25 protein-coding genes are annotated in these 24347 nt (G+C 67.0%); 10 read left to right on the forward strand and 15 right to left on the reverse strand.

Annotated elements, in window-relative coordinates:
* Window positions 1-404 precede the first annotated feature (404 nt).
* A complete protein-coding gene (fabG, locus tag ACFVWR_RS04925) occupies window positions 405-1115 on the reverse strand; it encodes a 3-oxoacyl-ACP reductase FabG (protein WP_387208611.1) in 711 nt (236 codons plus the stop codon).
* Window positions 1116-1225: 110 nt separating this feature from the next.
* On the opposite strand from fabG, the gene ACFVWR_RS04930 reads away from it, so the two are divergent.
* The 3 genes from ACFVWR_RS04930 to ACFVWR_RS04940 are packed head-to-tail and all read left to right on the forward strand — an operon-like array spanning window position 1226 to window position 2720.
* Complete coding sequence (locus ACFVWR_RS04930; protein WP_387208613.1) at window positions 1226-1582, forward strand: DUF3099 domain-containing protein; 357 nt, start codon at window positions 1226-1228, stop codon at window positions 1580-1582.
* Window positions 1579-1803 carry a hypothetical protein gene (locus tag ACFVWR_RS04935; protein ID WP_387208615.1) on the forward strand — a complete coding sequence of 75 codons (225 nt, stop codon included), beginning with the start codon at window positions 1579-1581 and terminating at the stop codon, window positions 1801-1803. Before ACFVWR_RS04930 ends, ACFVWR_RS04935 begins: the two co-directional genes overlap by 4 nt.
* Window positions 1800-2720, forward strand: coding sequence for an SURF1 family protein (locus ACFVWR_RS04940; RefSeq protein WP_387208617.1), 921 nt, complete (start codon window positions 1800-1802; stop codon window positions 2718-2720). The genes ACFVWR_RS04935 and ACFVWR_RS04940 overlap by 4 nt, the downstream gene beginning before the upstream one ends.
* 12 nt (window positions 2721-2732) lie before the next feature.
* On the opposite strand, the gene abc-f is transcribed toward ACFVWR_RS04940, so the two are convergent.
* From abc-f to sufB, 6 genes are all read right to left on the reverse strand, one after another.
* Complete coding sequence (abc-f, locus tag ACFVWR_RS04945; RefSeq protein WP_387208854.1) at window positions 2733-4331, reverse strand: ribosomal protection-like ABC-F family protein; 1599 nt, start codon at window positions 4329-4331, stop codon at window positions 2733-2735.
* A 134-nt stretch (window positions 4332-4465) separates the two neighbouring features.
* Window positions 4466-4795, reverse strand: coding sequence for a metal-sulfur cluster assembly factor (locus ACFVWR_RS04950; RefSeq protein WP_223690573.1), 330 nt, complete (start codon window positions 4793-4795; stop codon window positions 4466-4468).
* Window positions 4796-4804: 9 nt separating this feature from the next.
* The gene (gene sufC, locus ACFVWR_RS04955; protein ID WP_387208620.1) at window positions 4805-5599 is read right to left on the reverse strand and encodes a Fe-S cluster assembly ATPase SufC; all 795 of its coding nucleotides are present in this window, start codon (window positions 5597-5599) and stop codon (window positions 4805-4807) included.
* Window positions 5600-5604: 5 nt separating this feature from the next.
* On the reverse strand, window positions 5605-5931 hold the full coding sequence (locus ACFVWR_RS04960) for a non-heme iron oxygenase ferredoxin subunit (RefSeq protein WP_387208622.1): 327 nt from the start codon (window positions 5929-5931) through the stop codon (window positions 5605-5607).
* Window positions 5931-7112: a Fe-S cluster assembly protein SufD gene (gene sufD / locus ACFVWR_RS04965; RefSeq protein ID WP_387208624.1), complete on the reverse strand. Its 1182-nt coding sequence runs from the start codon at window positions 7110-7112 to the stop codon at window positions 5931-5933. The genes ACFVWR_RS04960 and sufD overlap by 1 nt, the downstream gene beginning before the upstream one ends.
* A complete protein-coding gene (sufB, locus tag ACFVWR_RS04970; protein ID WP_387208626.1) occupies window positions 7113-8531 on the reverse strand; it encodes a Fe-S cluster assembly protein SufB in 1419 nt (472 codons plus the stop codon).
* A 298-nt stretch (window positions 8532-8829) separates the two neighbouring features.
* Between sufB and ACFVWR_RS04975 the strand changes: the two genes are divergently transcribed.
* Entirely contained in the window at window positions 8830-9783 is a 954-nt protein-coding gene (locus tag ACFVWR_RS04975; RefSeq protein WP_387208628.1) for a heme A synthase, read from the forward strand.
* Here the strand turns inward: ACFVWR_RS04975 and ACFVWR_RS04980 are convergent.
* A complete protein-coding gene (locus ACFVWR_RS04980; protein WP_387208630.1) occupies window positions 9757-10305 on the reverse strand; it encodes a GNAT family N-acetyltransferase in 549 nt (182 codons plus the stop codon). The genes ACFVWR_RS04975 and ACFVWR_RS04980 overlap by 27 nt on opposite strands.
* 9 nt (window positions 10306-10314) lie before the next feature.
* Window positions 10315-11235, reverse strand: a complete 921-nt coding sequence (locus ACFVWR_RS04985) for a heme o synthase (RefSeq protein ID WP_387208632.1) — start codon at window positions 11233-11235, stop codon at window positions 10315-10317.
* 282 nt (window positions 11236-11517) lie between these two features.
* Between ACFVWR_RS04985 and tkt the strand changes: the two genes are divergently transcribed.
* Genes tkt through pgl form a run of 6 tightly spaced genes read left to right on the forward strand, consistent with a single transcriptional unit; the run spans window position 11518 to window position 19683 of the window.
* Complete coding sequence (gene tkt, locus ACFVWR_RS04990; RefSeq protein WP_387208634.1) at window positions 11518-13611, forward strand: transketolase; 2094 nt, start codon at window positions 11518-11520, stop codon at window positions 13609-13611.
* A gap of 53 nt (window positions 13612-13664) precedes the next feature.
* The gene (gene tal / locus ACFVWR_RS04995; protein WP_387208636.1) at window positions 13665-14777 is read left to right on the forward strand and encodes a transaldolase; all 1113 of its coding nucleotides are present in this window, start codon (window positions 13665-13667) and stop codon (window positions 14775-14777) included.
* Window positions 14774-16384 (forward strand): glucose-6-phosphate isomerase, encoded by a 1611-nt coding sequence (locus ACFVWR_RS05000; protein ID WP_387208638.1) that lies wholly within the window; start codon window positions 14774-14776, stop codon window positions 16382-16384. Before tal ends, ACFVWR_RS05000 begins: the two co-directional genes overlap by 4 nt.
* A gap of 28 nt (window positions 16385-16412) precedes the next feature.
* Window positions 16413-17954: a glucose-6-phosphate dehydrogenase gene (zwf, locus tag ACFVWR_RS05005; protein ID WP_387208640.1), complete on the forward strand. Its 1542-nt coding sequence runs from the start codon at window positions 16413-16415 to the stop codon at window positions 17952-17954.
* On the forward strand, window positions 17951-18916 hold the full coding sequence (locus tag ACFVWR_RS05010; RefSeq protein ID WP_387208642.1) for a glucose-6-phosphate dehydrogenase assembly protein OpcA: 966 nt from the start codon (window positions 17951-17953) through the stop codon (window positions 18914-18916). Before zwf ends, ACFVWR_RS05010 begins: the two co-directional genes overlap by 4 nt.
* The gene (gene pgl / locus ACFVWR_RS05015; protein ID WP_387208644.1) at window positions 18913-19683 is read left to right on the forward strand and encodes a 6-phosphogluconolactonase; all 771 of its coding nucleotides are present in this window, start codon (window positions 18913-18915) and stop codon (window positions 19681-19683) included. Before ACFVWR_RS05010 ends, pgl begins: the two co-directional genes overlap by 4 nt.
* 79 nt (window positions 19684-19762) lie before the next feature.
* Here pgl and ACFVWR_RS05020 read toward each other — a convergent pair whose 3' ends face one another.
* The 6 genes from ACFVWR_RS05020 to ACFVWR_RS05045 form a co-directional block, all read right to left on the reverse strand.
* Window positions 19763-20131, reverse strand: a complete 369-nt coding sequence (locus ACFVWR_RS05020; protein ID WP_387208646.1) for an RNA polymerase-binding protein RbpA — start codon at window positions 20129-20131, stop codon at window positions 19763-19765.
* A 42-nt stretch (window positions 20132-20173) separates the two neighbouring features.
* Complete coding sequence (gene secG / locus ACFVWR_RS05025) at window positions 20174-20425, reverse strand: preprotein translocase subunit SecG (protein ID WP_387208648.1); 252 nt, start codon at window positions 20423-20425, stop codon at window positions 20174-20176.
* Window positions 20426-20525: 100 nt separating this feature from the next.
* Complete coding sequence (gene tpiA, locus ACFVWR_RS05030) at window positions 20526-21329, reverse strand: triose-phosphate isomerase (protein ID WP_387208650.1); 804 nt, start codon at window positions 21327-21329, stop codon at window positions 20526-20528.
* Complete coding sequence (locus tag ACFVWR_RS05035) at window positions 21317-22534, reverse strand: phosphoglycerate kinase (RefSeq protein WP_387208652.1); 1218 nt, start codon at window positions 22532-22534, stop codon at window positions 21317-21319. Before ACFVWR_RS05035 ends, tpiA begins: the two co-directional genes overlap by 13 nt.
* Window positions 22535-22549: 15 nt before the next feature.
* A complete protein-coding gene (gene gap / locus ACFVWR_RS05040; RefSeq protein ID WP_387208654.1) occupies window positions 22550-23560 on the reverse strand; it encodes a type I glyceraldehyde-3-phosphate dehydrogenase in 1011 nt (336 codons plus the stop codon).
* A gap of 117 nt (window positions 23561-23677) precedes the next feature.
* A complete protein-coding gene (locus ACFVWR_RS05045) occupies window positions 23678-24304 on the reverse strand; it encodes a superoxide dismutase (protein WP_387208656.1) in 627 nt (208 codons plus the stop codon).
* Window positions 24305-24347 lie beyond the last annotated feature (43 nt).

Here is a 24347-nt window from a genome sequence, read left to right on the forward strand (position 1 = left end):
AGCGGGCACACTCGACCGCAGTCGCCACACTCGGCGAGCCGGCCGGGTAGTGCGCACCCCGCGCGCGACGAAGTGGACCGTTCGCGACGACATGGGCCATTCGCGACGAGCGTGGCCGGAGCGGTCGGATGTGGCCGGTACAGCGGGCACACTCGACCGCAGTCGCCACACTCGGCGAGCCGGCCGGGTAGTGCGCACCCCGCGCGCGACGAAGTGGACCGTTCGCGACGACATGGACCATTCGCGACGAGATGGACCGTTCGCGACGAGCGTGGCCGGAGCGGTCGGATGTGGCCGGTACAGCGGGCACACTCGACCGCAGCAGCCACACTCAAGCCGACCGGCAGCGACGGGAGGGGACGGGCCGCGACCGGCAGCGACGGGACGGGACGGGCGGGGTGCGGCTAGTGGCCCATCCCGAGGCCGCCGTCGACGGGGATGACCGCGCCAGAGATGTAGCCGGCGTCGTCGCCGGCCACCCAGGCGACGACCTTCGCGACCTCGGAGGCGGTCGCGAAACGTCCGGCGGGGATGTTCTTCTTGTACTCAGCCTGCTGGGTGTCGGGCAGCGCCGCCGTCATATCAGTTTCGATGAAGCCCGGAGCCACGACGTTCGCCGTGATTCCGCGGGCGCCGAGTTCGCGCGTGAGCGACCGTGCGATGCCGACAAGGCCGGCCTTCGACGCCGCATAGTTGACCTGGCCGGCCGAACCGTAGAGGCCGACGACGCTCGAGATCAGGACGACTCGACCGTAGCGCGCCTTGAGCATCCCCTTCGACGCGCGCTTGACGACGCGGAACGCACCGCCGAGGTTCGTGTCGACGACGGTGTCGAAGTCGTCGTCGCTCATTCTCATGAGCAGGGTGTCGCGCGTGATACCGGCGTTCGCGATGACGACCTCCACCGGACCGAGCTTCTCCTCGATCTCCGAGAAGGCCGCGTCGATGGATGCGCTGTCGGTCACGTCTGCGCGCACGGTGAGAGTTCCTTCAGGACCCTCTCCCGAACGCGCGGTGACAGCCACCCGATGCCCTTGGGCGACGAACTCCTCCGCGATCGCGTAGCCGATTCCGCGGTTTCCGCCCGTTACGAGCACGGTTCGTGGGGTTGTCATCCGGTGTCCTCTCACACTGCCGGGCGGTGTGCCCGGAAAACGATCGCGTCCCAGTTTATGGGCACGCCCCTCCGCGCGTTTCGGATGGACGTAGGCTTATCGCAACGCCCATGAAGCATCAGCAGCAGTCGATCACGAATCTCCCGCTCTCGCCCGACGAAGAGCGACGCCACCGGATGATCAAATACTCGGTAGCGATGGGCATCCGTGTGCTCTGCATCATCGCGATCCTGTTCGTTCCCGGCTGGTGGGCCGTGATCCCGGCGATCGGCGCGATCTTCCTCCCCTACTTCGCCGTCGTGCTCGCCAACGTTTCGACCGAGGGACGCAGAGACGACGTTCAGCGTCCGGGCATTATCCTGCCCATGGCGCCTCCGCAGCCGGGACAGCCCTCAGAGCCTCGCGACGCGAACGGCGCCGCCGGCACGGAGACGAATGACACCCCTACGAAAGGCCCAGACGAGTGATCGGTTTCGGTGAGCCGGAGCCGTTGACCTGTTCGCGTGCCGGGTGCCGCGAAACGGCCGGCTGGCGGATCGAGTGGCGCAACCCGAAGATCCACTCCGCCGACCGGGTGAAGGTCTGGCTGGCCTGCAGCGAGCACGTCGACTATCTGCGCGAGTTTCTGGCCGCTCGTGACTTTCCGGTCGCCGTCGTCGCGATCGAGGATGCGCGGGACAGCGCATGAACACCCCTCTTCCCGACAACGAGAGCAGCGGGCCGAGCGACGCCAGCGACACCGGCGCAAGTCCCGCGAGTGCCGGCTGGCGGTTCGCCTTCTCGCGCCGCTGGCTGGGCTACCTGGCCTTCGCGATCGTGTTCGCCATCGCCTGCGGCTGTCTGTCGGCGTGGCAGCTGGCGCGGAGCAAGGAGGCGGCCGCAGCGAACGCGGTGATCGCCGCGAACTTCAACTCGCACCCGGTGCCTCTGAGCGAAGAGCTGCCGACGCTGACGTCGTTCGACGCCGACCAGCAGTGGACGCGCGTCACCATGACCGGAACCTACGAGCGCGAAAAGCAGCTCCTCGTACGCAATCGTCCCTTCAACGGCGGCCCCGGCTTCGAGGTGCTGACCCCGTTGCGCACCGAGACCGGCGCGCTCTTCATCGTCGACCGCGGATGGGTCCCCACCGGCAACTCGGAGGACTCCCCCGAATCCGTGCCGGCGGCCCCGGCGGGCACGGTCACCGTCGTGGCGCGACTCAAGCCGAGCGAGCCTGGCATCGCCGGGCGCACGGCGAGCGGAAACCAGGTCGGCACCATCCAGCTCTCCGTCGTGAAGGAAAAGCTCGGCGGTGCCGACGTCTACACCGGCGCCTACGGGTTGCTCGACTCCGAGAAGCCGGCACCGGCGGAGGCGCCGACCCTCACCGTCACCGATCCGCCCACGCAAGACGAGGGCCTGCACTGGTCGTACATGATCCAGTGGATCATTTTCGCTCTCATCGGCTTCTTCGGTCTGGGTTACGCGTTGCTCACCGAGTACCGCAAGCGCAACGAGGACGACCCGGAGGAGCGCGCCCGCGCCGAGGAGCGCAGACGCAAACGCGCGCTCAAGCGCACCGACGCCGACGTGGAGGACGACCTCGTCGACGCCGCCCGCTGACGCGGGTATCCGCTACGCCAGCGAGATCAGGTCGAGGTAGTCCCTGTTCCAGTGGTCTTCGACGCCGTCGGGCAGGATCAGCACGCGCTCCGGGTTGAGCGCTTCGACCGCCCCTTCGTCGTGGCTCACCAGAACGACGGCGCCCTCGTAGTGCGCGAGCGCGTCGAGGATCTCTTCGCGGCTGGCTGGGTCGAGGTTGTTGGTCGGCTCGTCGAGCAGCAGCACATTGGCGCCGGAGACGACGATCATCGCCAGCGCGAGACGCGTCTTCTCGCCACCGGAGAGCACACCGGCCGGCTTGTGGGAGTCGTCGCCCGTGAACAGGAACGAGCCGAGCACGCGTCGCGCTTCGGTCTCCGTGAGGTTCGGCGACGACGAGACCATGTTCTGCAGCACGGAGGCGTTCACGTCGATCGTCTCGTGCTCCTGCGCGTAGTACCCGATGCGGAGCCCGTGGCCCGGCTCGATCTGGCCGGTGTCGGGCGCGTCGACGCCGGCGAGCATCCGGAGCAGCGTGGTCTTGCCCGCACCGTTCAGTCCCAGCACCACGACCTTGGAGCCGCGGTCGATGGCCAGGTCGACGGCGGTGAAGATCTCGAGGGAGCCGTAGCTCTTGGAGAGGTCGCTCGCCTGCAGCGGGGTGCGGCCGCACGGCGCCGGTGTCGGGAAGCGGAGCTTGGCGACGCGGTCGACGGCCCGCACCTCCTCGAGACCGGAGAGCATTTTCTCGGCGCGCGCCACCATCTGGTGCGCGGCCGCCGCTTTCGACGCCTTCGCACCGAACTTGGCCGCCTGCAGCTGCAGCACGCCGGCCTTCTTCTCGACGTTGGCGCGTTCCTTCTTGCGGCGCTCCTCGTCAGCCGCGCGCTGCCGCTGGTAGTTCTTCCAGCCCATGTTGTAGATGTCGATGACCTGACGGTTCGCATCGAGGTAGAACACGCGATTCACGGTCTCGCCCACGAGCTCCACGTCGTGCGAGATCACGATGAACCCGCCCGGGTATCCCTTGAGGAATTCGCGCAACCAGACGACCGAGTCGGCGTCGAGGTGGTTCGTCGGCTCGTCGAGGATGAGCGTCTGGGCGTCGGAGAACAGGATGCGGGCCAGCTCGATGCGGCGGCGCTGACCACCCGAGAGGGTCTTCAACGGCTGGTCGAGGATGCGGTCGGGGAGCTTCAGGTTGCTCGCGATGGACGCCGCTTCCGCCTCGGCGGCATAGCCGCCGAGCATGTGGAAGCGCTCCTCCAGCCGGCCGTAGCTCTTCATCGCCGCCGCGGAGACCGCTTCGTCGGGGCTCGCCATGTCGATGGTCGCCTGCTGCATCCCGAGCACCGTCGATCCGAGCCCGCGGGCGTCGAGGATGCGGGTGCGCGCCAGGTCGTCGAGGTTGCCCGAGCGCGGGTCCTGCGGCAGGTAGCCGATCTCGTCGCTGCGATCGACTTTGCCGCCCGAGGGCATCAGGTCGCCCGCAAGCACCTTGGTGAGCGTGGTCTTGCCTGCGCCGTTGCGCCCGACCAGCCCGATCTTGTCTCCCGCGGCCACCCGAAAGCTCACGTTCTCCATCAGGAGGCGTGCGCCGACTCTGAGCTCAAGGTCTTGCACGTTGAGCACAGGCGTCATCCAATTCGTTCGGGGTGTGGGTCGTGAGGGGGAAGCGTTCAGTCTATTTCACGCAGACGAAGGGTCTCGACACGCCGTGTCGGCCGAAGCCGGCGCGGCGTGTCGAGACCCTTCGATGGGTACAGCTAGATGGCGAAGCCGAGAGCCCGCATCATGTCGCGGCCGTCATCGGTGATGCGCTCGGGGCCCCACGGCGGCATCCACACCCAGTTGATGCGGAAAGCCTCCACGATGCCGTCGAGCGATTCGGCGGTCTGCTCCTCGAGCACGTCGGTGAGCGGGCAGCCGGCAGAGGTGAGCGTCATCGAGATGATGAGCGCGTTGTTCTCGTCGTCCCAGGCCAGGTCGTAGATCAGGCCGAGGTCGACGACGTTGATCCCGAGCTCGGGATCCATCACGTTCTTCAGCGCCTCTTCGACCTGGTCGAAGAGCGCGGGCGCTAGTGTCGCTGGCATGTTCGAAGCCTACGCCTCGGTGAACTCTGCGGCATCGGCCTTGGCCGGTTCCGGAGCGTCCACATAGCGGTCGTAGCCCTCTTCTTCCAGACGCTCGGCGAGCTCGGGGCCGCCCTGCTCTGCCACCTTGCCTGCGACGAACACGTGCACGAAGTCGGGCTGGATGTAGCGCAGGATGCGCGTGTAGTGCGTGATGAGCAGGATGCCGAGCCCGGTGTTCGCCTTGGCCCGGTTGACGCCTTCGGACACGATCTTCAGCGCGTCGACGTCGAGACCGGAGTCGGTCTCGTCAAGCACCGCGAACCGGGGCTTCAGCAGTTCGAGCTGAAGGATCTCGTTGCGCTTCTTCTCGCCGCCCGAGAACCCTTCGTTGACGTTGCGCTCGGCGAACGACTTGTCCATGCGCAGCTTGTCCATCGACTCGCGCACATCTTTCACCCAGCTGCGGATCGACGGCGCCTCGCCGTCGATCGCCGTCTTGGCGGTGCGCAGGAAGTTGGTGTTGGTCACACCGGGGATCTCCACCGGGTACTGCATGGCGAGGAAGAGCCCGACACGGGCGCGCTCGTCGACCGTCATGGCGAGCACGTCGGCGCCGTCGAGGGTGATGCTCCCCTGGGTGACCGTGTACTTCGGGTGCCCGGCGATCGTGTAAGCCAGCGTCGACTTGCCCGATCCGTTCGGGCCCATGATCGCGTGGATCTCGCCCTCGCGAATGGTCAGGTCGACACCGTTCAGGATGGGCTTGACGCCCTGGTCCGTCTCGACGGTGACGTGGAGGTCGCGGATCTCAAGAACTGACATGACTCTCAAATCTCTTTCGTTGCGTTCGGGTCGATGTAGACGTCTCCGTCGATCACGTCGACCTGGAAGACGGGGACCGGCTCGTACGCCGGAAGGTTGATGGGCTTTCCCGTGAGGAGGGAGAACTGCGACCCGTGGGCCCAGCACTCGAGCGTCTCGCCCTCGACGAACCCCTCGGACAGCGAGATCTCGCCGTGCGTGCAGGTGTCTCCGATGGCGTGGATGTCGCCGGCGGCGTCTTTCACGAGCGCGATCGGGATGCCGTCGACCACCACGCGGGACGCCTGATCGGTCACGAGCTCACCGGCCGAGCAGACTCGCGTCGCCGCCATCAGCCGGCCACCGTGACGGGTTCGAGCTCCGCCTCGATGGCGGCCTGGAGCCGCTCCTGCAGTGCCGGGGAACCGATCTGCTGAACGATGTCGGCGAGGAAGCCGCGCACGACGAGGCGGCGTGCCTCGTCTTCGCTGATGCCGCGGGACTGCAGGTAGAAGAGCTGCTCGTCGTCGAAGCGTCCGGTCGCGCTGGCGTGACCGGCGCCGACGATGTCGCCGGTCTCGATCTCGAGGTTGGGCACCGAGTCGGCGCGCGCGCCGTCGGTAAGCACGAGGTTGCGGTTCTGCTCGTAGGTGTCGGTGCCGACCGCATCCGGGCCGATCAGCACGTCGCCGATCCACACGGTGCGTGCACCCTCGCCCTGCAGCGCGCCCTTGTACGTCACACGGCTGCGCGTGTTGGCGGCGTCGTGGAAGACGTAGACCTGCTGTTCGAGGTGCTGCCCGGCGTCGGCGAAATACGCCCCGAGCAGCTCGGCGTCCGCACCGGTGCCGGCGAGGTGCGCGGCCGGGTTGAGGCGAACGATGCCGCCGCCGAGGGTGACGGCGACGTGCTTGAGGCGGGCGTCGCGGCCGATGCTGGCGAAGTGGGTGGCGACGTGAACGGCGTCGTCGTCCCACTCCTGCACCGTCACGAGCGTGAGCTGCGAGCCTTCGCCGACGACGATCTCGACGTTCTCGGTGAGGTTCGCCTGTCCGCTGTTCTGCAGGATGAGGGTCGCGACACTGTGCGGCGCCGTCTCGATGATCATGTGCGCGCCACGGGCGGCCGGTCCGAGGGCCGACCGGGTGATGGTCGCCTCTTTGGGCTCCTCGCCCGAGATGGAGACCAGGAGCGCCTGCTCGAACGCCGTCCAGGCGTTGGCCGACGCGCGGTCCTCCGGCTTGCCGGCGCTGCCGACGCGGCGGTCGTCGCGACCGACCCAGGCGGTGCTGATACCGGATGCGGTCGTCGCGTCGTAGATGTAAGGCGCGCCGTCGAGCTCCCCCGAGATCAGGTCGGCGATGCGGGCGACGGGCGTGTACTTCCAAGCCGGTTCACGGCCGGTGACCGCCGGGAAATCGGCGACCTCGGTCGAGTGGAAACGGTCGGAGCGGGTCTGCACGGGCACAGCGCTGCGCATGTGTTGCGGAGCTGCCTGCTCGGTGCCGACGGTCTGAGCGGTGGCGGGGGTCATTTAGCCGACAGAGCCTTCCATGCCCATCTCGATGAGCTTGTTGAGTTCGAGTGCGTATTCCATGGGGAGCTCACGGGCGATGGGCTCGATGAAGCCACGCACGATCATCGCCATGGCCTCGTCTTCCGGGAGCCCCCGCGACATGAGGTAGAAGAGCTGCTCTTCGCTCACGCGCGACACGGTGGCCTCGTGGCCGAGCTGAACGTCGTCGACCCGGATGTCGATCGCCGGGTAGGTGTCGGAGCGCGAGATCGAGTCGACCAGCAGCGCGTCGCACCGCACGGTGTTCGCGGCGTGGTGCGCGTTCGCATCCACCCGCACCTCACCGCGGTAACCGGCCCGGCCGCCCCCTCGCGCGATCGACTTCGAGACGATCGACGACTGCGTGTACGGCGCCATGTGGATCATCTTTGCGCCCGCGTCCTGGTGCTGGCCGGGGCCGGCGAACGCGACGGAGAGGGTCTCGCCCTTGGCGTGCTCCCCCATCAGGTAGATCGACGGGTACTTCATCGTCACCTTGGAGCCGATGTTGCCGTCAATCCACTCCATGGTGGCTCCCTCGGCGGCGGTGGCCCGCTTGGTGACGAGGTTGTAGACGTTGTTCGACCAGTTCTGGATCGTCGTGTACCGAACGCGGGCGTTCTTCTTCACGATGATCTCGACCACGGCCGAGTGAAGCGAGTCGGACTTGTAGATCGGGGCGGTGCAGCCCTCGATGTAGTGCACGTAGCTGCCCTCGTCGGCGATGATCAGCGTGCGCTCGAACTGGCCCATGTTCTCCGTGTTGATACGGAAGTAGGCCTGCAGCGGGATGTCGACGTGCACGCCGGGCGGTACGTAGACGAACGATCCGCCCGACCACACGGACGTGTTGAGCGCCGCGAACTTGTTGTCGCCCGAGGGGATGACCGTGCCGAAGTACTCCTCGAAGAACTCAGGATGCTCGCGCAGCGCGGTGTCGGTGTCCATGAAGATCACGCCCTGAGCTTCGAGCTCCTCGTTGATCTGGTGGTACACCACCTCGGACTCGTACTGGGCCGCGACACCGGCGACGAGGCGCTGACGCTCGGCCTCCGGGATGCCCAGCTTCTCGTACGTGTTCTTGATGTCTTCGGGCAGGTCTTCCCAGGTCTGGGCCTGCTTCTCCGTCGACCGCACGAAGTACTTGATGTTGTCGAAGTCGATCTCCGACAGGTCGGCGCCCCAAGCGGGCATCGGCTTGCGCTCGAACAGCTGCAACGCCTTCAGACGGCGCTGGAGCATCCACTCCGGCTCCTGTTTGAGGTTGGAGATGTCTGTCACCACCTCCGGCGAGATTCCTCGACGGGCGGAGGCACCCGCTGCGTCGGAATCCGCCCAGCCGAACTCATACTGCCCAAGGCTGTTGAGTTCGGGGCGGTCGATCAGGATGTCTGACATATTCAACCTCGTTTCCTACCACACGTAACCGGCTATCATTCCGGCCCATTCCCCGAAACCTCACGACGGGCGTCGTTTAGTTCGGATCACGATTGTGCGAGTGGCTGGTGTGCGTACCTAAACTGTTCGAGGACACGGGCGACGGTGCCCCGGCTGCAAAGCGAGAATGCTTTACGGGCACGCGTGGTTACGCGTTCCCCGAACTCACCAATTCTACAGGTGGTGAGCGGTAATAGTAGAGGCGCGCCTGCACGTTGGCCGAGTATCCGATCCAGAACCAAGGAAAAGACCACCGAGAATGAAGCGAATCATCGACTGGCTGCCTGACCGCGTCGACACCAGACTCAAGGTGATCGCCTGGGTCTACCTCGTCGCACAGATCGTGCTCGTGGGCACGGGCGGTCTCGTTCGCCTCACCTCGAGCGGGCTCGGCTGCCCCACCTGGCCGAAGTGCACGGCGGATTCGCTCGTGAACACGCCGGAGATGGGCATCCACGGGATCATCGAGTTCGGCAACCGCTTGCTCGGCGTCGTGCTGGGGCTCATCGCCATCGTCGCATTCCTGGCGATCCTCCGCCTGCGCAAGCAGCGGCCCGAACTGTTCTGGCTGACCCTGCTGGCCGGCCTCGGCATCCCCATGCAGGCCGTCATCGGCGGTCTCAGTGTGCTCACCCGGCTGAACCCGTACGTCGTCGGCCTCCACTTCGTCGTGTCGATGGTGCTCGTGGCGCTGTGCGCGGCCTTCGTGGTGCGTCTCTACGCCGTTCCGGGCCCGCGTGTGCTCGCCGTTCCATCGTGGTTCGCCGTCGTCACCCACATCACGACGGTCGTGGTGGCCGTCACCATCCTGGTCGGCATCGCCACCACGGGTTCCGGACCGCACGCCGGCGACGCGAACGCGCCGCGCAACGGCCTGAACCCGGAAATCCTGCAGCACGTGCACGCCATCCCCGCGTATCTGACCTTCGGGCTCACGCTCGTGCTCGTCGTCGCGTCGGTGCGCATCCGCACCACACCCGTGCGGCGGTACGCGATCTGCCTGCTCGTCGTCGAGGTGCTCCAGATCACCGTCGGCCTGATCCAGGCGAACACCGGGCTCCCGGGCGTGCTGGTCGGAATCCACATGATGCTGGCGGCGATGCTCGCAGCGGCGATGACCGCCGTCGTGCTGTCGCTCAAGGCCCCCGCGGCCGCGCTCCCGGATGCGGCGCCCCCGGCGTCGGAGTCAGTCGCCGCCCGCTCGGCCGGCTGAGTCGAGCACGCCGACCTCGGCCGGCATCGGCTCACCGAGGAAGTCGACCGTGTGCTCGGCTGCGGGATCGAAGGCGAAGCCCGCCGACTCGGCGAGCCGCCTGCTCGTTCCGTTGCCGATGAGCGACTCCCACCGCAGGCGGGTGAGCGCGAGACCCGCCGGGTCGAACGCGTGCTGCACGACCCGGGCGAGCGCCTCGCGCATGTAGCCCGCGCCGCGGGCGTCGGGCGTGAGCCAGCAGCCGATGGACGCCGAACCCGGCGCCTCGTCTTTACGCACCTCCATCACGCCCACCAGTAGCGAGGTCACGCTCGGGCGGAGAGCCCACACCGTGTAGCTTCCGCTGGCCAAGCCGTGGGGACCGTAGCTGCGCACGAAGAACTCGGCGCTCTCCCGGGTGTACGGATGCGGCAGCGGGATCCACCGGAGGATCTCCGGATCTTGACACGCGCGGAGCACAGCGTCGATATCCGCTTCACGCGGAGCATCCAGCACCAACCGGGCGGAACGCAGCGCGATCATGACGGTGGATCAGAACGGGAGCAGCGGATCGATGGCGACGGCGAGGAAGATGAGCGTGAGGTATGCGATCGAGCCGTGGAAGACGCGCATCGGCGACACCTTCTCGTGGCGGATCGCCAGGTTGTAGAGGCGGTGCGACTCGTAGAGGAACCAGCCACCGGCGGCGACGGAGACCACCGTGTAGAACAGCCCCATCGGCGCGACGGGGATGAGCAGCAGCGAGCAGGCGACCATGGCCCACGCGTACAGGATGACCTGGAGGCCCACCACCGCGCGTCCGCGCACCACGGCGAGCATCGGGACACCCGCGTCTTTGTAATCGTCGCGGTACTTCATCGACAGCGGCCAGTAGTGCGGCGGCGTCCAGAGGAAGATGACGCCGAACAGGATGAATGGCGCCCAGTCGAGCGAGCCGGTGACGGCCGCCCAGCCGATCAGCACCGGCATGCAGCCGGCGATGCCGCCCCAGACGATGTTCTGCGGAGTGCGGCGCTTCAGGATGAGCGTGTAGAAGACCACGTAGAGCAGGATGGCCACCAGCGACAGGCCGGCCGCGACCCAGTTGGCGAAGAAGCCGAGCACCAGGATGGACGCGACGCCGAGCGCCCACGCGAACACGAGGGCTTCGCGGTCGCTCAGCTCGCCGGTGACGAGGGGCCGCTTGCTGGTGCGCTTCATGACGCGGTCGATGTCGCGATCGATGTAGCAGTTGAACGCTCCGGCGGAGCCCGCGCTCATGTAGCCGCCGATGACGGTGGCCAGAACGAGCCAGAGGTTGGGGATGCCGCGCTCGGCGAGGATCATCGTCGGCACCGTGGTGACGAGCAGCAGCTCGACGACGCGCGGCTTCGTGAGCGAGATGTACGCCTTCAGCTTGCGACGAAAGCCGATGCGGCTCGATTCGACCAGGCTCTCTACAGCGACGTCCATTGCTCCTCTAACAGCTCGGTGATCCCCGACAGTCTACGATACCGTTCCCCGCGCTACCCCTTCCCTCCGATCTAGGCAACCAGCAGCGGGAACACTCCACGTTTCTTGCGTGTTACCTATACTTGGAGATGCTCGCCAGCCGAAGCCGCCTCACACCGTGTTCTCTCGGAGAACCGAAAAGGGTGCGATCTCGGTGCCGATGACGTCCACGGCGCGCACTACCTCAATCGGTGCGGGACATTTAGACGGCCCTCACCATCTCTACGAAGGGTCAGTTTTCACGTGGCAGCTCTGCAATGGGATCCCATTGACAACAAGGCAGTAGACACAGCTCGCGTTCTCGCGGCCGACGCGGTCGAGAAGGTGGGCAACGGGCATCCCGGAACCGCCATGAGCCTCGCCCCGCTCGCCTACCTGCTTTTCCAGAAGGTGATGCGCCGCGATCCCCATGACCAGCACTGGCTGGGCCGGGACCGCTTCATCCTCTCTGCGGGTCACAGCTCGCTGACGCAGTACATCCAGCTCTACTTCGGCGGCTACGGCCTCGAGCTCGACGACCTCAAGGCGCTCCGCACCTGGGGCTCGCTCACACCGGGCCACCCCGAGTACGGCCACACCGACGGCGTCGAGATCACCACCGGACCTCTCGGTCAGGGAATCTCCTCCTCCGTCGGTTTCGCGTATGCGAGCCGCTTCGAGCGCGGGCTCTTCGACCCGGATGCCGAGCCCGGCACCAGCCCGTTCGACCACTTCGTGTACGTGATCGCCGGCGACGGCGACCTGCAGGAGGGCGTGAGCAGCGAGGCGTCCTCGCTCGCCGGCCACCAGCAGCTCGGCAACCTCATCGCGTTCTACGACAGCAACCAGATCTCCATCGAAGACGACACCAACATCGCCTTCACCGAAGACGTCAAGGCGCGCTACGAGGCGTACCACTGGCACGTGCAGGTCGTCGACTGGAAGAAGACCGGCGTCTACGAGGAAGACGTGCAGGAACTGCACGAGGCGATCCTCGGGGCCCAGGCCGTTACCGACAAGCCGTCGCTCATCATCCTCAAGACCATCATCGGCTGGCCGTCGCCCAAGAAGCAGAACACGGGCAAGATCCACGGTTCCGCCCTCGGCGCCGACGAACTGCGCGGCGTCAAAGAGGTTCTCGGCTTCGACCCCGAGCAGACCTTCCAGGTCGAGCCCGCCGTCATCGAGCACACCCGCAAGGCCGTCGAGCGCGGCGCCGAGCAGCGCGCCGAGTGGACAGTCGGCTTCGACGAGTGGGCCGCGGCCAACCCCGAGCGCAAGCAGCTCCTCGACCGCCTCCTGACCGGCGAGCTCCCGGAGGGCGTCGAAGAGGCGCTCCCCGTGTTCGAAGCCGGCAAGGACGTCTCCACCCGCGCCGCAAGCGGCAAGGTGCTGAACGCGCTCGGCGCCGTCATCCCCGAGCTCTGGGGCGGCTCCGCCGACCTCGCCGAGTCGAACAACACGACCATCGAGGGTGCGGCGTCGTTCGTGCCCGTCGAGCACTCGACGCACGAGTGGACGGGCAACCCGTACGGTCGCGTTCTGCACTTCGGCATCCGCGAGCACGCCATGGCGGCCATCCTGAACGGCATCGTTCTGCACGGCCCGACGCGCGCGTTCGGCGGAACGTTCCTGATCTTCAGCGACTACATGCGCCCCGCGGTTCGTCTGGCCGCTCTGATGAACATCCCGTCGATCTTCGTCTGGACGCACGACTCCGTCGCCCTCGGCGAAGACGGCCCGACGCACCAGCCGATCGAGCAGCTCTCCGCTCTGCGCGCCATCCCGAACCTCTCGGTCGTGCGCCCCGGCGACGCCAACGAGGTCGCTTACGCGTGGAAGACCATCCTCGAGCGACGTGAAGGCCCCGCCGGCATCGCCCTGACCCGTCAGAACATCCCGGTGTTCGAGCGCGGCGACGGCGACGCGAGCGGTGAGACGTTCGCATCCGCGAAGAACGTCGTCAAGGGCGCGTACGTGCTCGCCGAGGCTCCGAACGGCACGCCGGACGTGCTGCTCATCGCGACGGGCTCCGAGGTTCAGATCGCCGTCGACGCGCGCGAGGTGCTGAAGGGCGAAGGCATCAACGCCCGCGTCATCTCGGCTCCGAGCCTCGAGTGGTTCGAAGAGCAGAGCGACGAGTACAAGGAGTCGGTGCTGCCGTCGTCCGTCAAGGCACGCGTCTCCATCGAGGCCGGCCTCGCGCTCAGCTGGCGCGCATACGTGGGCGACCACGGCCGCAGCGTCTCGATCGAGCACTTCGGCGCATCGGCCGACTACAAGACGCTGTACCGCGAGTTCGGCATGACCACCGAGCACACTGTCGCCGCCGCCAAGGAGTCGCTCGCTTCTCTCTGAGCAGCCCCGACACCGACCACCAAGTTTCAGCAGTACGAGGAGATAAGAAGAAAATGACAGACTCCACCCCCACCGCCCAGCTGTCCGCAGCCGGCGTCAGCATCTGGCTCGACGACCTGTCGCGCGAGCGCATCAACACCGGCGGGCTCCAGAAGCTCATCGCCGAGAAGAACGTCGTCGGCGTCACGACGAACCCGACGATCTTCGCAACCGCCCTCTCCAAGGGCGAGGCCTACGACGAGCAGGTCAAGCAGCTCGCCGCCGCCGGCACGAACGTCACCGACGCGGTCTTCGAGATCACCACCGATGACGTCGCCCAGGCGAGCGACATCTTCAACGAGGTCTTCGAGAAGACCAACGGCGTCGACGGACGCGTCTCGATCGAGGTCGAGCCGGGCCTGGCGCACGACGCCGCGGGCACCATCGCGGAGGCCAAGAAGCTGGCCGCCAAGGTCGACAAGCCCAACGTGCTCATCAAGATCCCGGCGACCGTCGAGGGCCTCGAGGCCATCACGGAGACGATCGCGGCCGGCATCAGCGTCAACGTGACCCTGATCTTCAGCCTCGAGCGCTACCGCGGCGTCATCAACGCGTACCTCACCGGTCTCGAGAAGGCCAAGGCCGCGGGCATCGACCTGTCGGGCATCCAGTCGGTCGCATCGTTCTTCGTGTCGCGCGTCGACACCGAGATCGACAAGCGCCTGACGGCCATCGGCACCGACGAGGCCCTCGCCCTCAAGAGCAAGGCCGGCATCGCCAACGCGCAGCTCGCCTACCAGGTGTACGAGGAGCAGTTCGCCACCGAGCGGGCCAAGGCCCTCGTCGCCGCCGGCGCCAACGAGCAGCGTCCCCTGTGGGCCTCCACCGGCGTCAAGGACCCGAGCCTGCCCGACACCCTCTACGTCACCCAGCTCGTCGCTCCGAACACGGTCAACACCATGCCGGAGAAGACGCTCGACGCCACCTTCGACCACGGTGTGATCACCGGCGACACCGTCACCGGCTCGTACGCCGAGGCCAACGAGGTCCTGAACGCCATCGACGCGCTCGGCATCTCGTACGACGAGGTCACCGAGCTGCTCGAGAAGGAGGGCGTCGAGAAGTTCATCGTCTCCTGGAACGAGCTGCTCGAGACCGTCACGAAGGCTCTGGAGGCCGCCAAGTGAGTTTCCGCATCCATGTGAGCGGCGCAGCTGAGGAAGCCGTCAAGACGGTCGTCCCTCAGCTGGTCGCAGACCTGGTCGCCTCGGGCATCACAGCGCAGGAGCCCGCGCTGTGGGGTCCGGATGCCGAGGCCGAGGCGTCGAAGCGCCTCGGCTGGACAGAGGCTGTCTCCATCTCGCGCCCGCTGATCCCCGAGATCGTCGCTGTGCGCGATGAGCTGCGCGCCCAGGGCGTCAACCACATCGTGCTCGGCGGGATGGGCGGCTCGTCGCTCGCTCCCGAGGTCATCACGCGCACGGCCGGTGTCGAGCTCACCGTGCTCGACTCGACCGAGCCCGGCCAGGTGCTCTCCGCCCTCCGCGACCGCCTGGAGACGACCGCGGTCGTGATCTCGAGCAAGTCGGGTTCGACGCTCGAGACCGACAGCCAGAAGCGCATCTACGAGCAGTCGTTCCGCGAAGTCGGGATCGACCCGACGCAGCGCATCGTGATCGTCACCGACCCGGGATCTCCGCTCGACGTCTCGGCCCGTGAGGCGGGTTACCGCGTCTTCAACGCAGACCCGAACGTCGGAGGCCGTTACTCCGCTCTCACGGCCTTCGGCCTCGTCCCCTCCGGCCTCGCCGGCGTCGACCTGGAAGAGCTGCTCGAAGAGGCGGAGACGATGTCTCTCGAGCTCGCCATCGACGACCCGACCAACCCGGGGCTCATCCTCGGAGCGGCGATCGCCGGCACCACTCCCCTGCGCGACAAGCTCGGCATCATCTCCGACGGCACGCACATCGTCGGTTTCGCCGACTGGGCGGAACAGCTGATCGCAGAATCGACCGGCAAGCAGGGCACCGGGCTGCTGCCCGTCGTGCTCGACCCGCTGGCGGCCGAGGTCACCGAGAACCTGCCCGACCTGCAGATCGTCCGCCTGGTCGACAACGCGGAAGCGCACCACCTGTTCCCGGCCGACCGTCACGAGGGCGAGATCCTCGTCTCGGGCAGCCTCGGCGGACAGATGCTGGTCTGGGAGTTCGCCACCGCCGTCGCCGGTCGCCTGCTCGGCATCAACCCGTTCGACCAGCCGGATGTGGAGGCCGCCAAGGTCGCCGCTCGCGCGCTGCTCGACAACCGGCCGGAGCCCGTCGACCCGGCGTTCGTCGCCGACGGCATCGAGGTGCGCACCACCGGTTCGTTCCTCGGTGACGCCAAGACGCTCAGCGCCGCAGTCGACGCCCTGCTGGCTCAGCTCGGGCCCGACGGGTACGTCTCCATCCAGGCGTACGTCGACCGCATCGCGCTGCCGCAGCTCGCGGGCCTCCGCGACCTGCTGGCCGCCAAAGCGGGCCGTCCCGTCACGTTCGGCTGGGGACCGCGCTTCCTGCACTCGACCGGTCAGTTCCACAAGGGTGGCCCCGCCGTCGGCGTGTTCCTCCAGATCACGGAGAACGCGAAGGAAGACCTCGCGATCCCCGACCGCCCGTTCACCTTCGGCCAGCTGATCCAGGCTCAGGCCGCCGGCGACGCGAGCGTGCTCGGCGAGCACGGACGCCCTGTTCTGACGCTGAACCTCACGAACCCCGAGGCCGACCTGGTCCCGCTGTTCGAGGCCCTCAACTAGCCGCGTCCGCACGCATCCAAGGAGCTTCATGTCCCCGGTGGAAATCACCCCGGAGTTCAACCCGTTGCGGTTGCCCTCCGATCGCCGCCTGAACCGCATCGCGGGTCCGAGCAGCCTCATCATCTTCGGCGTGACGGGCGACCTGTCCCGCAAGAAGCTGATGCCGGCCGTGTACGACCTGGCCAACCGCGGCCTGCTTCCCCCTGGCTTCTCGCTGGTCGGGTTCGCCCGCCGCGACTGGGAGGATCAGGACTTCGAGAAGGTCGTCTACGACGCGGTCAAGCAGTACGCCCGCACCCCGTTCCAGGACGAGGTGTGGCAGCAGCTGGCCCAGGGCATCCGTTTCGTGCCCGGCGAGTTCGACGACGACGAGGCGTTCGAGCGCCTCAAAGAGACGGTCGACACGCTCGACAAAGAGCGCGGAACGATGGGAAACCACGCGTTCTACCTGTCGATCCCGCCGAAGGCGTTCCCGATCGTCACCGAGCAGCTCCGTCGCTCGGGACTGGCCGAGCAGAACGGCACCGGCTGGCGTCGCGTCGTCATCGAGAAGCCGTTCGGCCACGACCTGCAGAGCGCTCGCGAGCTGAACTCCGTGGTCGAGTCGGTCTTCCCGGCCGACTCGGTGTTCCGGATCGACCACTACCTCGGCAAGGAGACGGTGCAGAACATCCTGGCGCTGCGCTTCGCCAACGAGCTGTACGAGCCGATCTGGAACGCCAACTATGTCGACCACGTGCAGATCACGATGGCAGAAGACATCGGTGTCGGCGGGCGTGCCGGATACTACGACGGCATCGGCGCTGCGCGCGACGTCATCCAGAACCACCTGCTGCAGCTCCTCGCGCTCACGGCGATGGAGGAGCCGATCTCGTTCGACGCGGCCGATCTGCGCGCCGAGAAGGAGAAGGTGCTCGCCGCTGTCCGCCTGCCGAAAGACCTGAGCACGGCGACGGCCCGCGGGCAGTACTCGAGCGGCTGGCAGGGCGGCGAGAAGGTCGTCGGCTTCCTCGAAGAGGACGGGATGAACCCCGAGTCGACGACCGAGACGTACGCGGCCATCAAGCTCGACATCGGCACGCGCCGCTGGGCGGGAGTTCCGTTCTACCTGCGCGCCGGCAAGCGCCTGGGACGTCGTGTGACCGAGATCGCCGTGGTCTTCAAGCGCGCACCGCAGCAGCTGTTCGCCGAGAGCCAGACCTCGGCCCTCGGCCAGAACGCCCTCGTCATCCGGGTGCAGCCCGACGAGGGTGTGACCATCCGCTTCGGCTCGAAGGTCCCCGGTGCCGGGATGCAGGTGCGGGACGTGAGCATGGACTTCGGTTACGGCCACGCGTTCACGGAGGCCAGCCCGGAGGCCTACGAGCGACTCATCCTGGATGTGCTCCTCGGCGACCCGCCGCTGTTCCCCCGTCACGAAGAGGTCGAGCTCTCCTGGAAGATCCTCGACCCCATCGAAGAGTTCTGGACCACGCAGGGCCAGCCCGAGCAGTACCGCCCCGGAACGTGGGGACCGAGCTCCGCTGACGAACTGCTCGCCCGCGACGGCCGAGTTTGGAGACGCCCATGATTGTCGACCTTCCCGCAACCACGACGAGCAAGGTCTCGAAGGCCCTCGTCAAGATCCGCGAAGAGGGTGGCGCCGTCGCTCTCGGGCGTGTGCTCACCCTGGTGATCGCCACCCACCTCGGCCAGGAGGAGGAGGCCATCGAGGCCGCCAACGACGCCTCCCGCGAGCACCCGATGCGCGTCATCGTGGTGTCGACCGAGGAGGAGGGCTCCGGCGATGAGGCGGATGCCCGCCTCGACGCGCAGATCCGTGTCGGCGGCGACGCCGGCGCCAGCGAGGTCATCGTGCTCCGCGCCTACGGTGAGACCGCGAGCGACGAGGAAGGGCTGGTCACCGGCCTGCTGCTCCCCGACGCGCCTGTGGTCGTGTGGTGGCCCGGAGTCGCCCCCGAGGTCGTCTCCAAGTCGCCGCTCGGTCGCATCGCCACGCGCCGCATCACCGATGCGTCGGCACAGCCCGACCCGCAGGAGGCGCTGCGTCACCTCTCGCGCACGTATGCGCCCGGCGACACCGACTTCGCCTGGACCCGGTTGACCCTGTGGCGCGCCCAGCTCGCCGCCGTTCTCGACCAGCCGCCGTACGAGCCGATCGAGAACGTGGAGGTGGCCGGCGCCGCCGACTCCCCCTCCACCCTCCTGCTCGCCGCCTGGCTGTCGCTGCAGCTCCAGGTGCCGGTGCAGCACGACCTCACGTCGCGCGCCACCGGCTCGAGCGGCATCCACGGGGTGCGCATGGGTCGCGCCTCCGGCGTCATCGAGCTCGAGCGCGAGATCCCGGATGTCGCCCGTCTCTCGCAGCCGAACCAGCCGACGCACGACCTCTCGCTGCCTCGGCGCAGCCTGCGGGATTGCCTGGCCGAAGAATTGCGTAGGCTGGACCCCGATGATCTCTTCGGTGAGGTGATCACCAAAGGTCTCGACCAGCTCGAGGCCGCCGACACGGGAGTGGGCACGAACGCATGACGAACGAACGACGGGTGCTTGTTCACCCCGACAAACAAGCGCTCACCGGTTCGGTCGCAGCTCGCTTCCTCACCAAGACCGTCGACATCCTCGACGATCTGGGTGAGGCGAACGTCGCGCTCACCGGAGGAACCGTCGGCATCGCGGTTCTCGCGGCAGTGAACGAGTCGCCTGCACGCGACAGCGTCGACTGGTCGAAGGTGCACTTCTGGTGGGGTGACGAGCGATTCGTGCCGAAAGACAGCGAAGACCGCAACGACCGTCAGGCTCGCAAGGCTCTGCTCGACCACATCGGCGTTCCGGCGGAGAACGTTCACCCGTTCCCCGCGTCCGACGAGATCGCCGATCTCGACGAGGCAGCCGCCGTCTACGCGGCCGAGCTGGAAGCGTTCGCCCCGGAGGGCGCTCGCACGCCGCGATTCGACATCACGTTCCTCGGTGTCGGCCCTGACGGCCACATCGCCTCCCTGTTCCCCGACCGTTCGGGCATCCGGGAGACCGAGAAGACGGTCGTCGCGGTGCGCGACGCCCCGAAGCCGCCGCCGGAGCGCTTGAGCCTCACCCGCCCGGTGCTCAACGCGTCAGACCGGATCTGGCTCGTGCTCGCCGGCGCCGACAAAGCGTCCGCGCTCGGTCTCGCGCTTGCGGGAGCGAGCTACACCGAGGTTCCAGTGGCCGGCGCCAAGGGCCGCAAGCGCACCGTGTTCTTCGTGGACAAGGATGCCGCTGCCGAGGTTCCCGAGAACCTCATCGCGCCGAGCTACTGATCTCTGCTCGCAGTACACACGAGAAAGGCCCCGGATTCGCTCCGGGGCCTTTCTCGTGTGTTCTGGGTGCTTGCGGTTGCTAGCTCGTTGCGCTCAGCTTGCCACGACGAGCGCGGAGCTGGTTGAGCGCGTCTTCGAGGAGCTGCTCGGCCTCTTCTTCGGTGCGACGCTCTTTCACATACGCGAGGTGCGTCTTGTACGGCTCGAGCTTCGCCACCGAGGGCGGGTTCTCCTTGTCGCGGCCGGCGGGCAGACCCGACGACGGCGAGTCGATGACGTCGGGGATCTCCTCATCGGGCAGGTTGGCGGCGAAGTGCCGTACCGTCTCGTTACCGAGAGCATCCCAGTACGAGACCGAGATGCGCTCCGCGTGGAAACCGCGGTCCTGTTCCCCCATCGGGCCCGCGCCGACGCGCGAACCCCGAATTGCACTTCCTCCGGATGCCATGCTGCTCCTCGCTGTGTTGACGCTGTCTTACTGCAGTGGCGCTTACGCGCCGGTATCGAACTTGGTGATCAGGCCGAGCACGACGATGCAGACGATCCACACCAGGCCGAGGATCACGGTGATGCGGTTGAGGTTGCGCTCGGCAACTCCCGACGCACCGAGGTTGGAGGTCACGCCGCCGCCGAACATGTCGGACAGGCCGCCGCCACGCCCCTTGTGGAGGAGGATGAGCAGCGTCAGCAGGAGGCTGGTGATGCCGAGGAGCACCTGCAGGACGACGGTGAGAATTGCCACGGGAAACCTTTCGGAATGCGACCAGGCAGAACGCCTGGGAAGACCAACGACCAGTATAACCGTAGGCGGCCCATCCGAGCCGCCCACGGTTATCGCGTGGCTAGAGTCCGACGTGTTTCTGGTAGCGGACGATGGCGGCGAACTCCGCGACGTCGAGGCTCGCGCCACCGACGAGAGCACCGTCGACGTTGGGCTCGCGCATGAAGCTCGCGATGTTGCCCGACTTCACCGAGCCGCCGTAGAGGATGCGCGTCTTGGCGGCCACATCTTCGCCGAGGGTCTCGACGAGAACGGCGCGGAGGGCCGCAGCCACCTGCTCGGCCTGCTCCGGTGTCGCCGCCTGGCCCGACCCGATCGCCCAGACGGGCTCGTAGGCGACCACGATGTCGGCCGCGGAGGTGACATTCGCGAGCGCGGCGCGCAGCTGGGCGACGGGAACGGCACTGGCGCCGTGGACCTCGAGATCTTCCGCCGTCTCGCCGACGCAGATGATCGGCGACAGGTTGTGCGCGAGAGCCGCTGCGACCTTGGCCGCGACCTGCTCATCCGTCTCGCCGTGCAGGGTGCGACGCTCGGAGTGACCGATGATCACGTAGCGGCACTCCAGCGCGGAGAGGAAAGACGCCGAGATCTCGCCGGTGAAGGCACCCGACTCGTGCTCGGAGACGTCCTGGCCGCCGAACGCGATCGGCAGCTTGTCGGCCGACACCAGGGTCTGCACACTGCGCAGGTCGGTGAACGGCGGGAAGACCGAGACCTCGACGGTGTTGAAATCGTGGCCGGCGTCTTTCAGACTCCAGGCCAGCTTCTGCACGAAGGCGATCGCCTGCAGATGGTCGAGGTTCATCTTCCAGTTGCCTGCGATGAGCGGCGTCCGCCGCACCGAGGGGCTCACTGCTGCCATCCGAGGACCTCCAGTCCCGGCAGTCGCTTACCCTCGAGGAACTCGAGGCTCGCGCCGCCACCAGTAGAAATGTGACCGAACTGGTCGTCAGAGAACCCGAGCGCACGAACGGCGGCCGCCGAGTCACCGCCACCGACGACGGCGAGACCGTCGACCTCGGCGAGGGCCTGTGCGACGGCTTTGGTTCCCGCTGCGAACGGCGCGAGCTCGAACACGCCCATGGGACCGTTCCAGAAGACCGTGCGTGCCGAGCGCACGTACTCCGAGAAGAGCTGCGCCGTCTCCGGTCCGATATCGAGACCGAGACCGTTCGCGCCCCAGTCGGTGTCTTCGATGCCGTCGATCGGGCGCACCGCGTGCTCCGCGTCGGCGCCGAACTTCGAGGCGACGACGACGTCGCGCGGGAGCACGATCTCGACGCCGAGCTCCTCCGCCTTCGCGAGGTATCCCTTCACCGTGTCGATCTGGTCGGCCTCGAGCAGGCTCGAACCGACCTTGTGCCCCAGGGCTGCAAGGAAGGTGAAGAGCATCCCGCCGCCGATCAGCAGGGAATTCACCCGCGGCAGAAGGTGGCCGATGACGCCGAGCTTGTCCGAGACCTTCGAACCGCCCAGCACGACCGCGTACGGCCGCTCCGGGTTCTCGGTGAGCCGGTCGAGCACGTCGAGCTCGGTCGAGATCAGCAACCCGGCGGCGCTCGGCAGAGCCTTCGCCAGCTCGTAGACGCTCGCCTGCTTGCGGTGCACGACACCGAAGCCGTCGGAGACGAACGCGTCGCCGAAGGCGGCGAGCTTCGCCGCGAACGATTCGCGCTCGGCCTCGTCTTTGCTCGTCTCCCCCGGGTTGAACCGGAGGTTCTCGAGCAGCGCGACGTCACCGTCGCCGAGGCCGGCCACGGCATCTTCGGCGGCGGAGCCCACGGTGTCGCGGGCGAACGTCACCGGCTTGCCCAGCAGCTCGCAGAGCCGCTGGGCAACCGGGGCCAGGCTGTACTTCGCATCGGGAGCGCCCTCGGGGCGACCGAGATGCGACACGACGACCACGCGCGCGCCCTGATTGATCAGGGCGTTCAGAGTGGGAATCGACGCTCGCACACGGCCATCGTCTGTGATCTTGCCGTCTTTCAGAGGGACGTTCAGATCACAGCGGACGATGACACGCTTGCCGGCGAGCGAACCGAGTGAGTCGAGTGTGCGGAGCGTCACGTCGGTTCCCAATCGTTAGAGGCGGTCGGCGACGTACTCGGTGAGGTCGACGAGACGGTTGGAGTAGCCCCACTCGTTGTCGTACCACGACGCGACCTTGACCGTGTTGCCGATGACCTTGGTCAGACCGGCGTCGAAGATCGACGAGTGCGGGTCGCTGACGATGTCGGTGGAGACGATCGGGTCTTCCGTGTACTTCAAAATGCCCTTGAGCTTGCCCTCGGCAGCGGCGGCCTTGTAGGCGGCGTTGATCTCCTCGACCGTGGCCGACTTCTCGAGCTCGACGGTCAGGTCGGTGATCGAGCCGGTGATGACCGGAACGCGGAGGGCGTAGCCGTCGAGCTTGCCGACGAGCTCCGGGATGACCAGGCCGAGAGCCTTGGCCGCACCGGTGGAGGTCGGGATGATGTTCGCCGCGGCGGCGCGCGCACGGCGCAGGTCGCTGTGCGGGCCGTCCTGCAGGTTCTGGTCGGCGGTGTACGCGTGCACCGTCGTCATCAGACCGCGAGCGATGCCGAAGTTGTCGAGCAGCACCTTGGCGAGCGGCGCGAGGCAGTTGGTGGTGCAGGAGGCGTTCGACAGGATGTCGTTGACCGCGCTGTCGTAGGTCTCCTCGTTCACACCGAGAACGATGGTGGCGACGTCGTCACCCGAGGCAGGAGCCGAGACGATGACCTTCTTGGCGCCGCCGGCGATGTGCTTGCGAGCGTCTTCCGACTTGGTGAAACGGCCGGTCGACTCGATGACGATGTCGACGCCCAGCTCGCCCCACGGCAGGTTGGCGGGGTCGCGCTCTTCGAGCACGATGATGGGCTTGCCGTTGACGACGATCTTGTCGCCGTCGAGCTCGACGGTCGCATCCAGACGGCCCGTGATCGAGTCGTACTTCAGCAGGTGCGCCAGCGCCTTGTTGTCGGTGAGGTCGTTGACCGCGACGATCTCCAGGTCGCTTCCCTTGGCGAGAGCCGCGCGGAAGAAGTTACGCCCAATACGGCCGAACCCGTTGATTCCGATCTTTACGGACACAGATGTCTCCTGTTACTTCATCAGGCGCCGACGGCGCAGTTTTTCTTTGAATGCTTTGTGGAATGGAACCGGACAGCGGTGTCCCGAGCGGGGTTCCCAGCCGGGACACCGCACCCGCTAAGACAGTAGCAGCAGGCCCGAGGTCTTTTCGCGCGCCGTCTCGAAGCGCTTCTGCACGTCGCCCCAGTTGGTGATGTTCCAGAACGCCTTGACGTAATCTGCCTTCACATTCACGTAGTCGAGGTAGAACGCGTGCTCCCACATGTCGAGCAGCAGGAGCGGAACCGTGGCCGCCGCGAGGTTGCCCTGGTGGTCGTAGAGCTGCTCGATGATGAGCTTCTGGCCCAGCGAGTCCCAGGCGAGGATCGACCAGCCGGAGCCCTGGATGCCCAGAGCCGACGCGGTGAAGTGCGCGCGGAACTTGTCGAACGATCCGAAGAACTCGTCGATCGCGGCCGCGAGCTCGCCCGTGGGCTTGTCGCCGCCGTCGGGCGAGAGGTTGTTCCAGAACACGGTGTGGTTCACGTGACCGGCGAGGTTGAACGCCAGGTCTTTCTGCAGCTTGTTGACATTGGCGAGGTCGTCGGCATCCCGAGCGTCGGCAAGCTTGACGAGAGCGGTGTTGGCACCGTCGACATAGGCCTTGTGGTGCTTGTCGTGGTGCAGCTCCATGATCCTTCCGCTGATGTTCGGCTCAAGCGCCGAGTAATCGTACGGAAGGTCTGCGAGCGTGTAGTCAGCCATTACTCATCTCCTCATATGGATCCCGGCGCGAGCGGTTCGAGCC

The sequence above is a fragment of the Leifsonia sp. NPDC058292 genome (assembly GCF_042880955.1).
GTDB lineage: Bacteria > Actinomycetota > Actinomycetes > Actinomycetales > Microbacteriaceae > Leifsonia.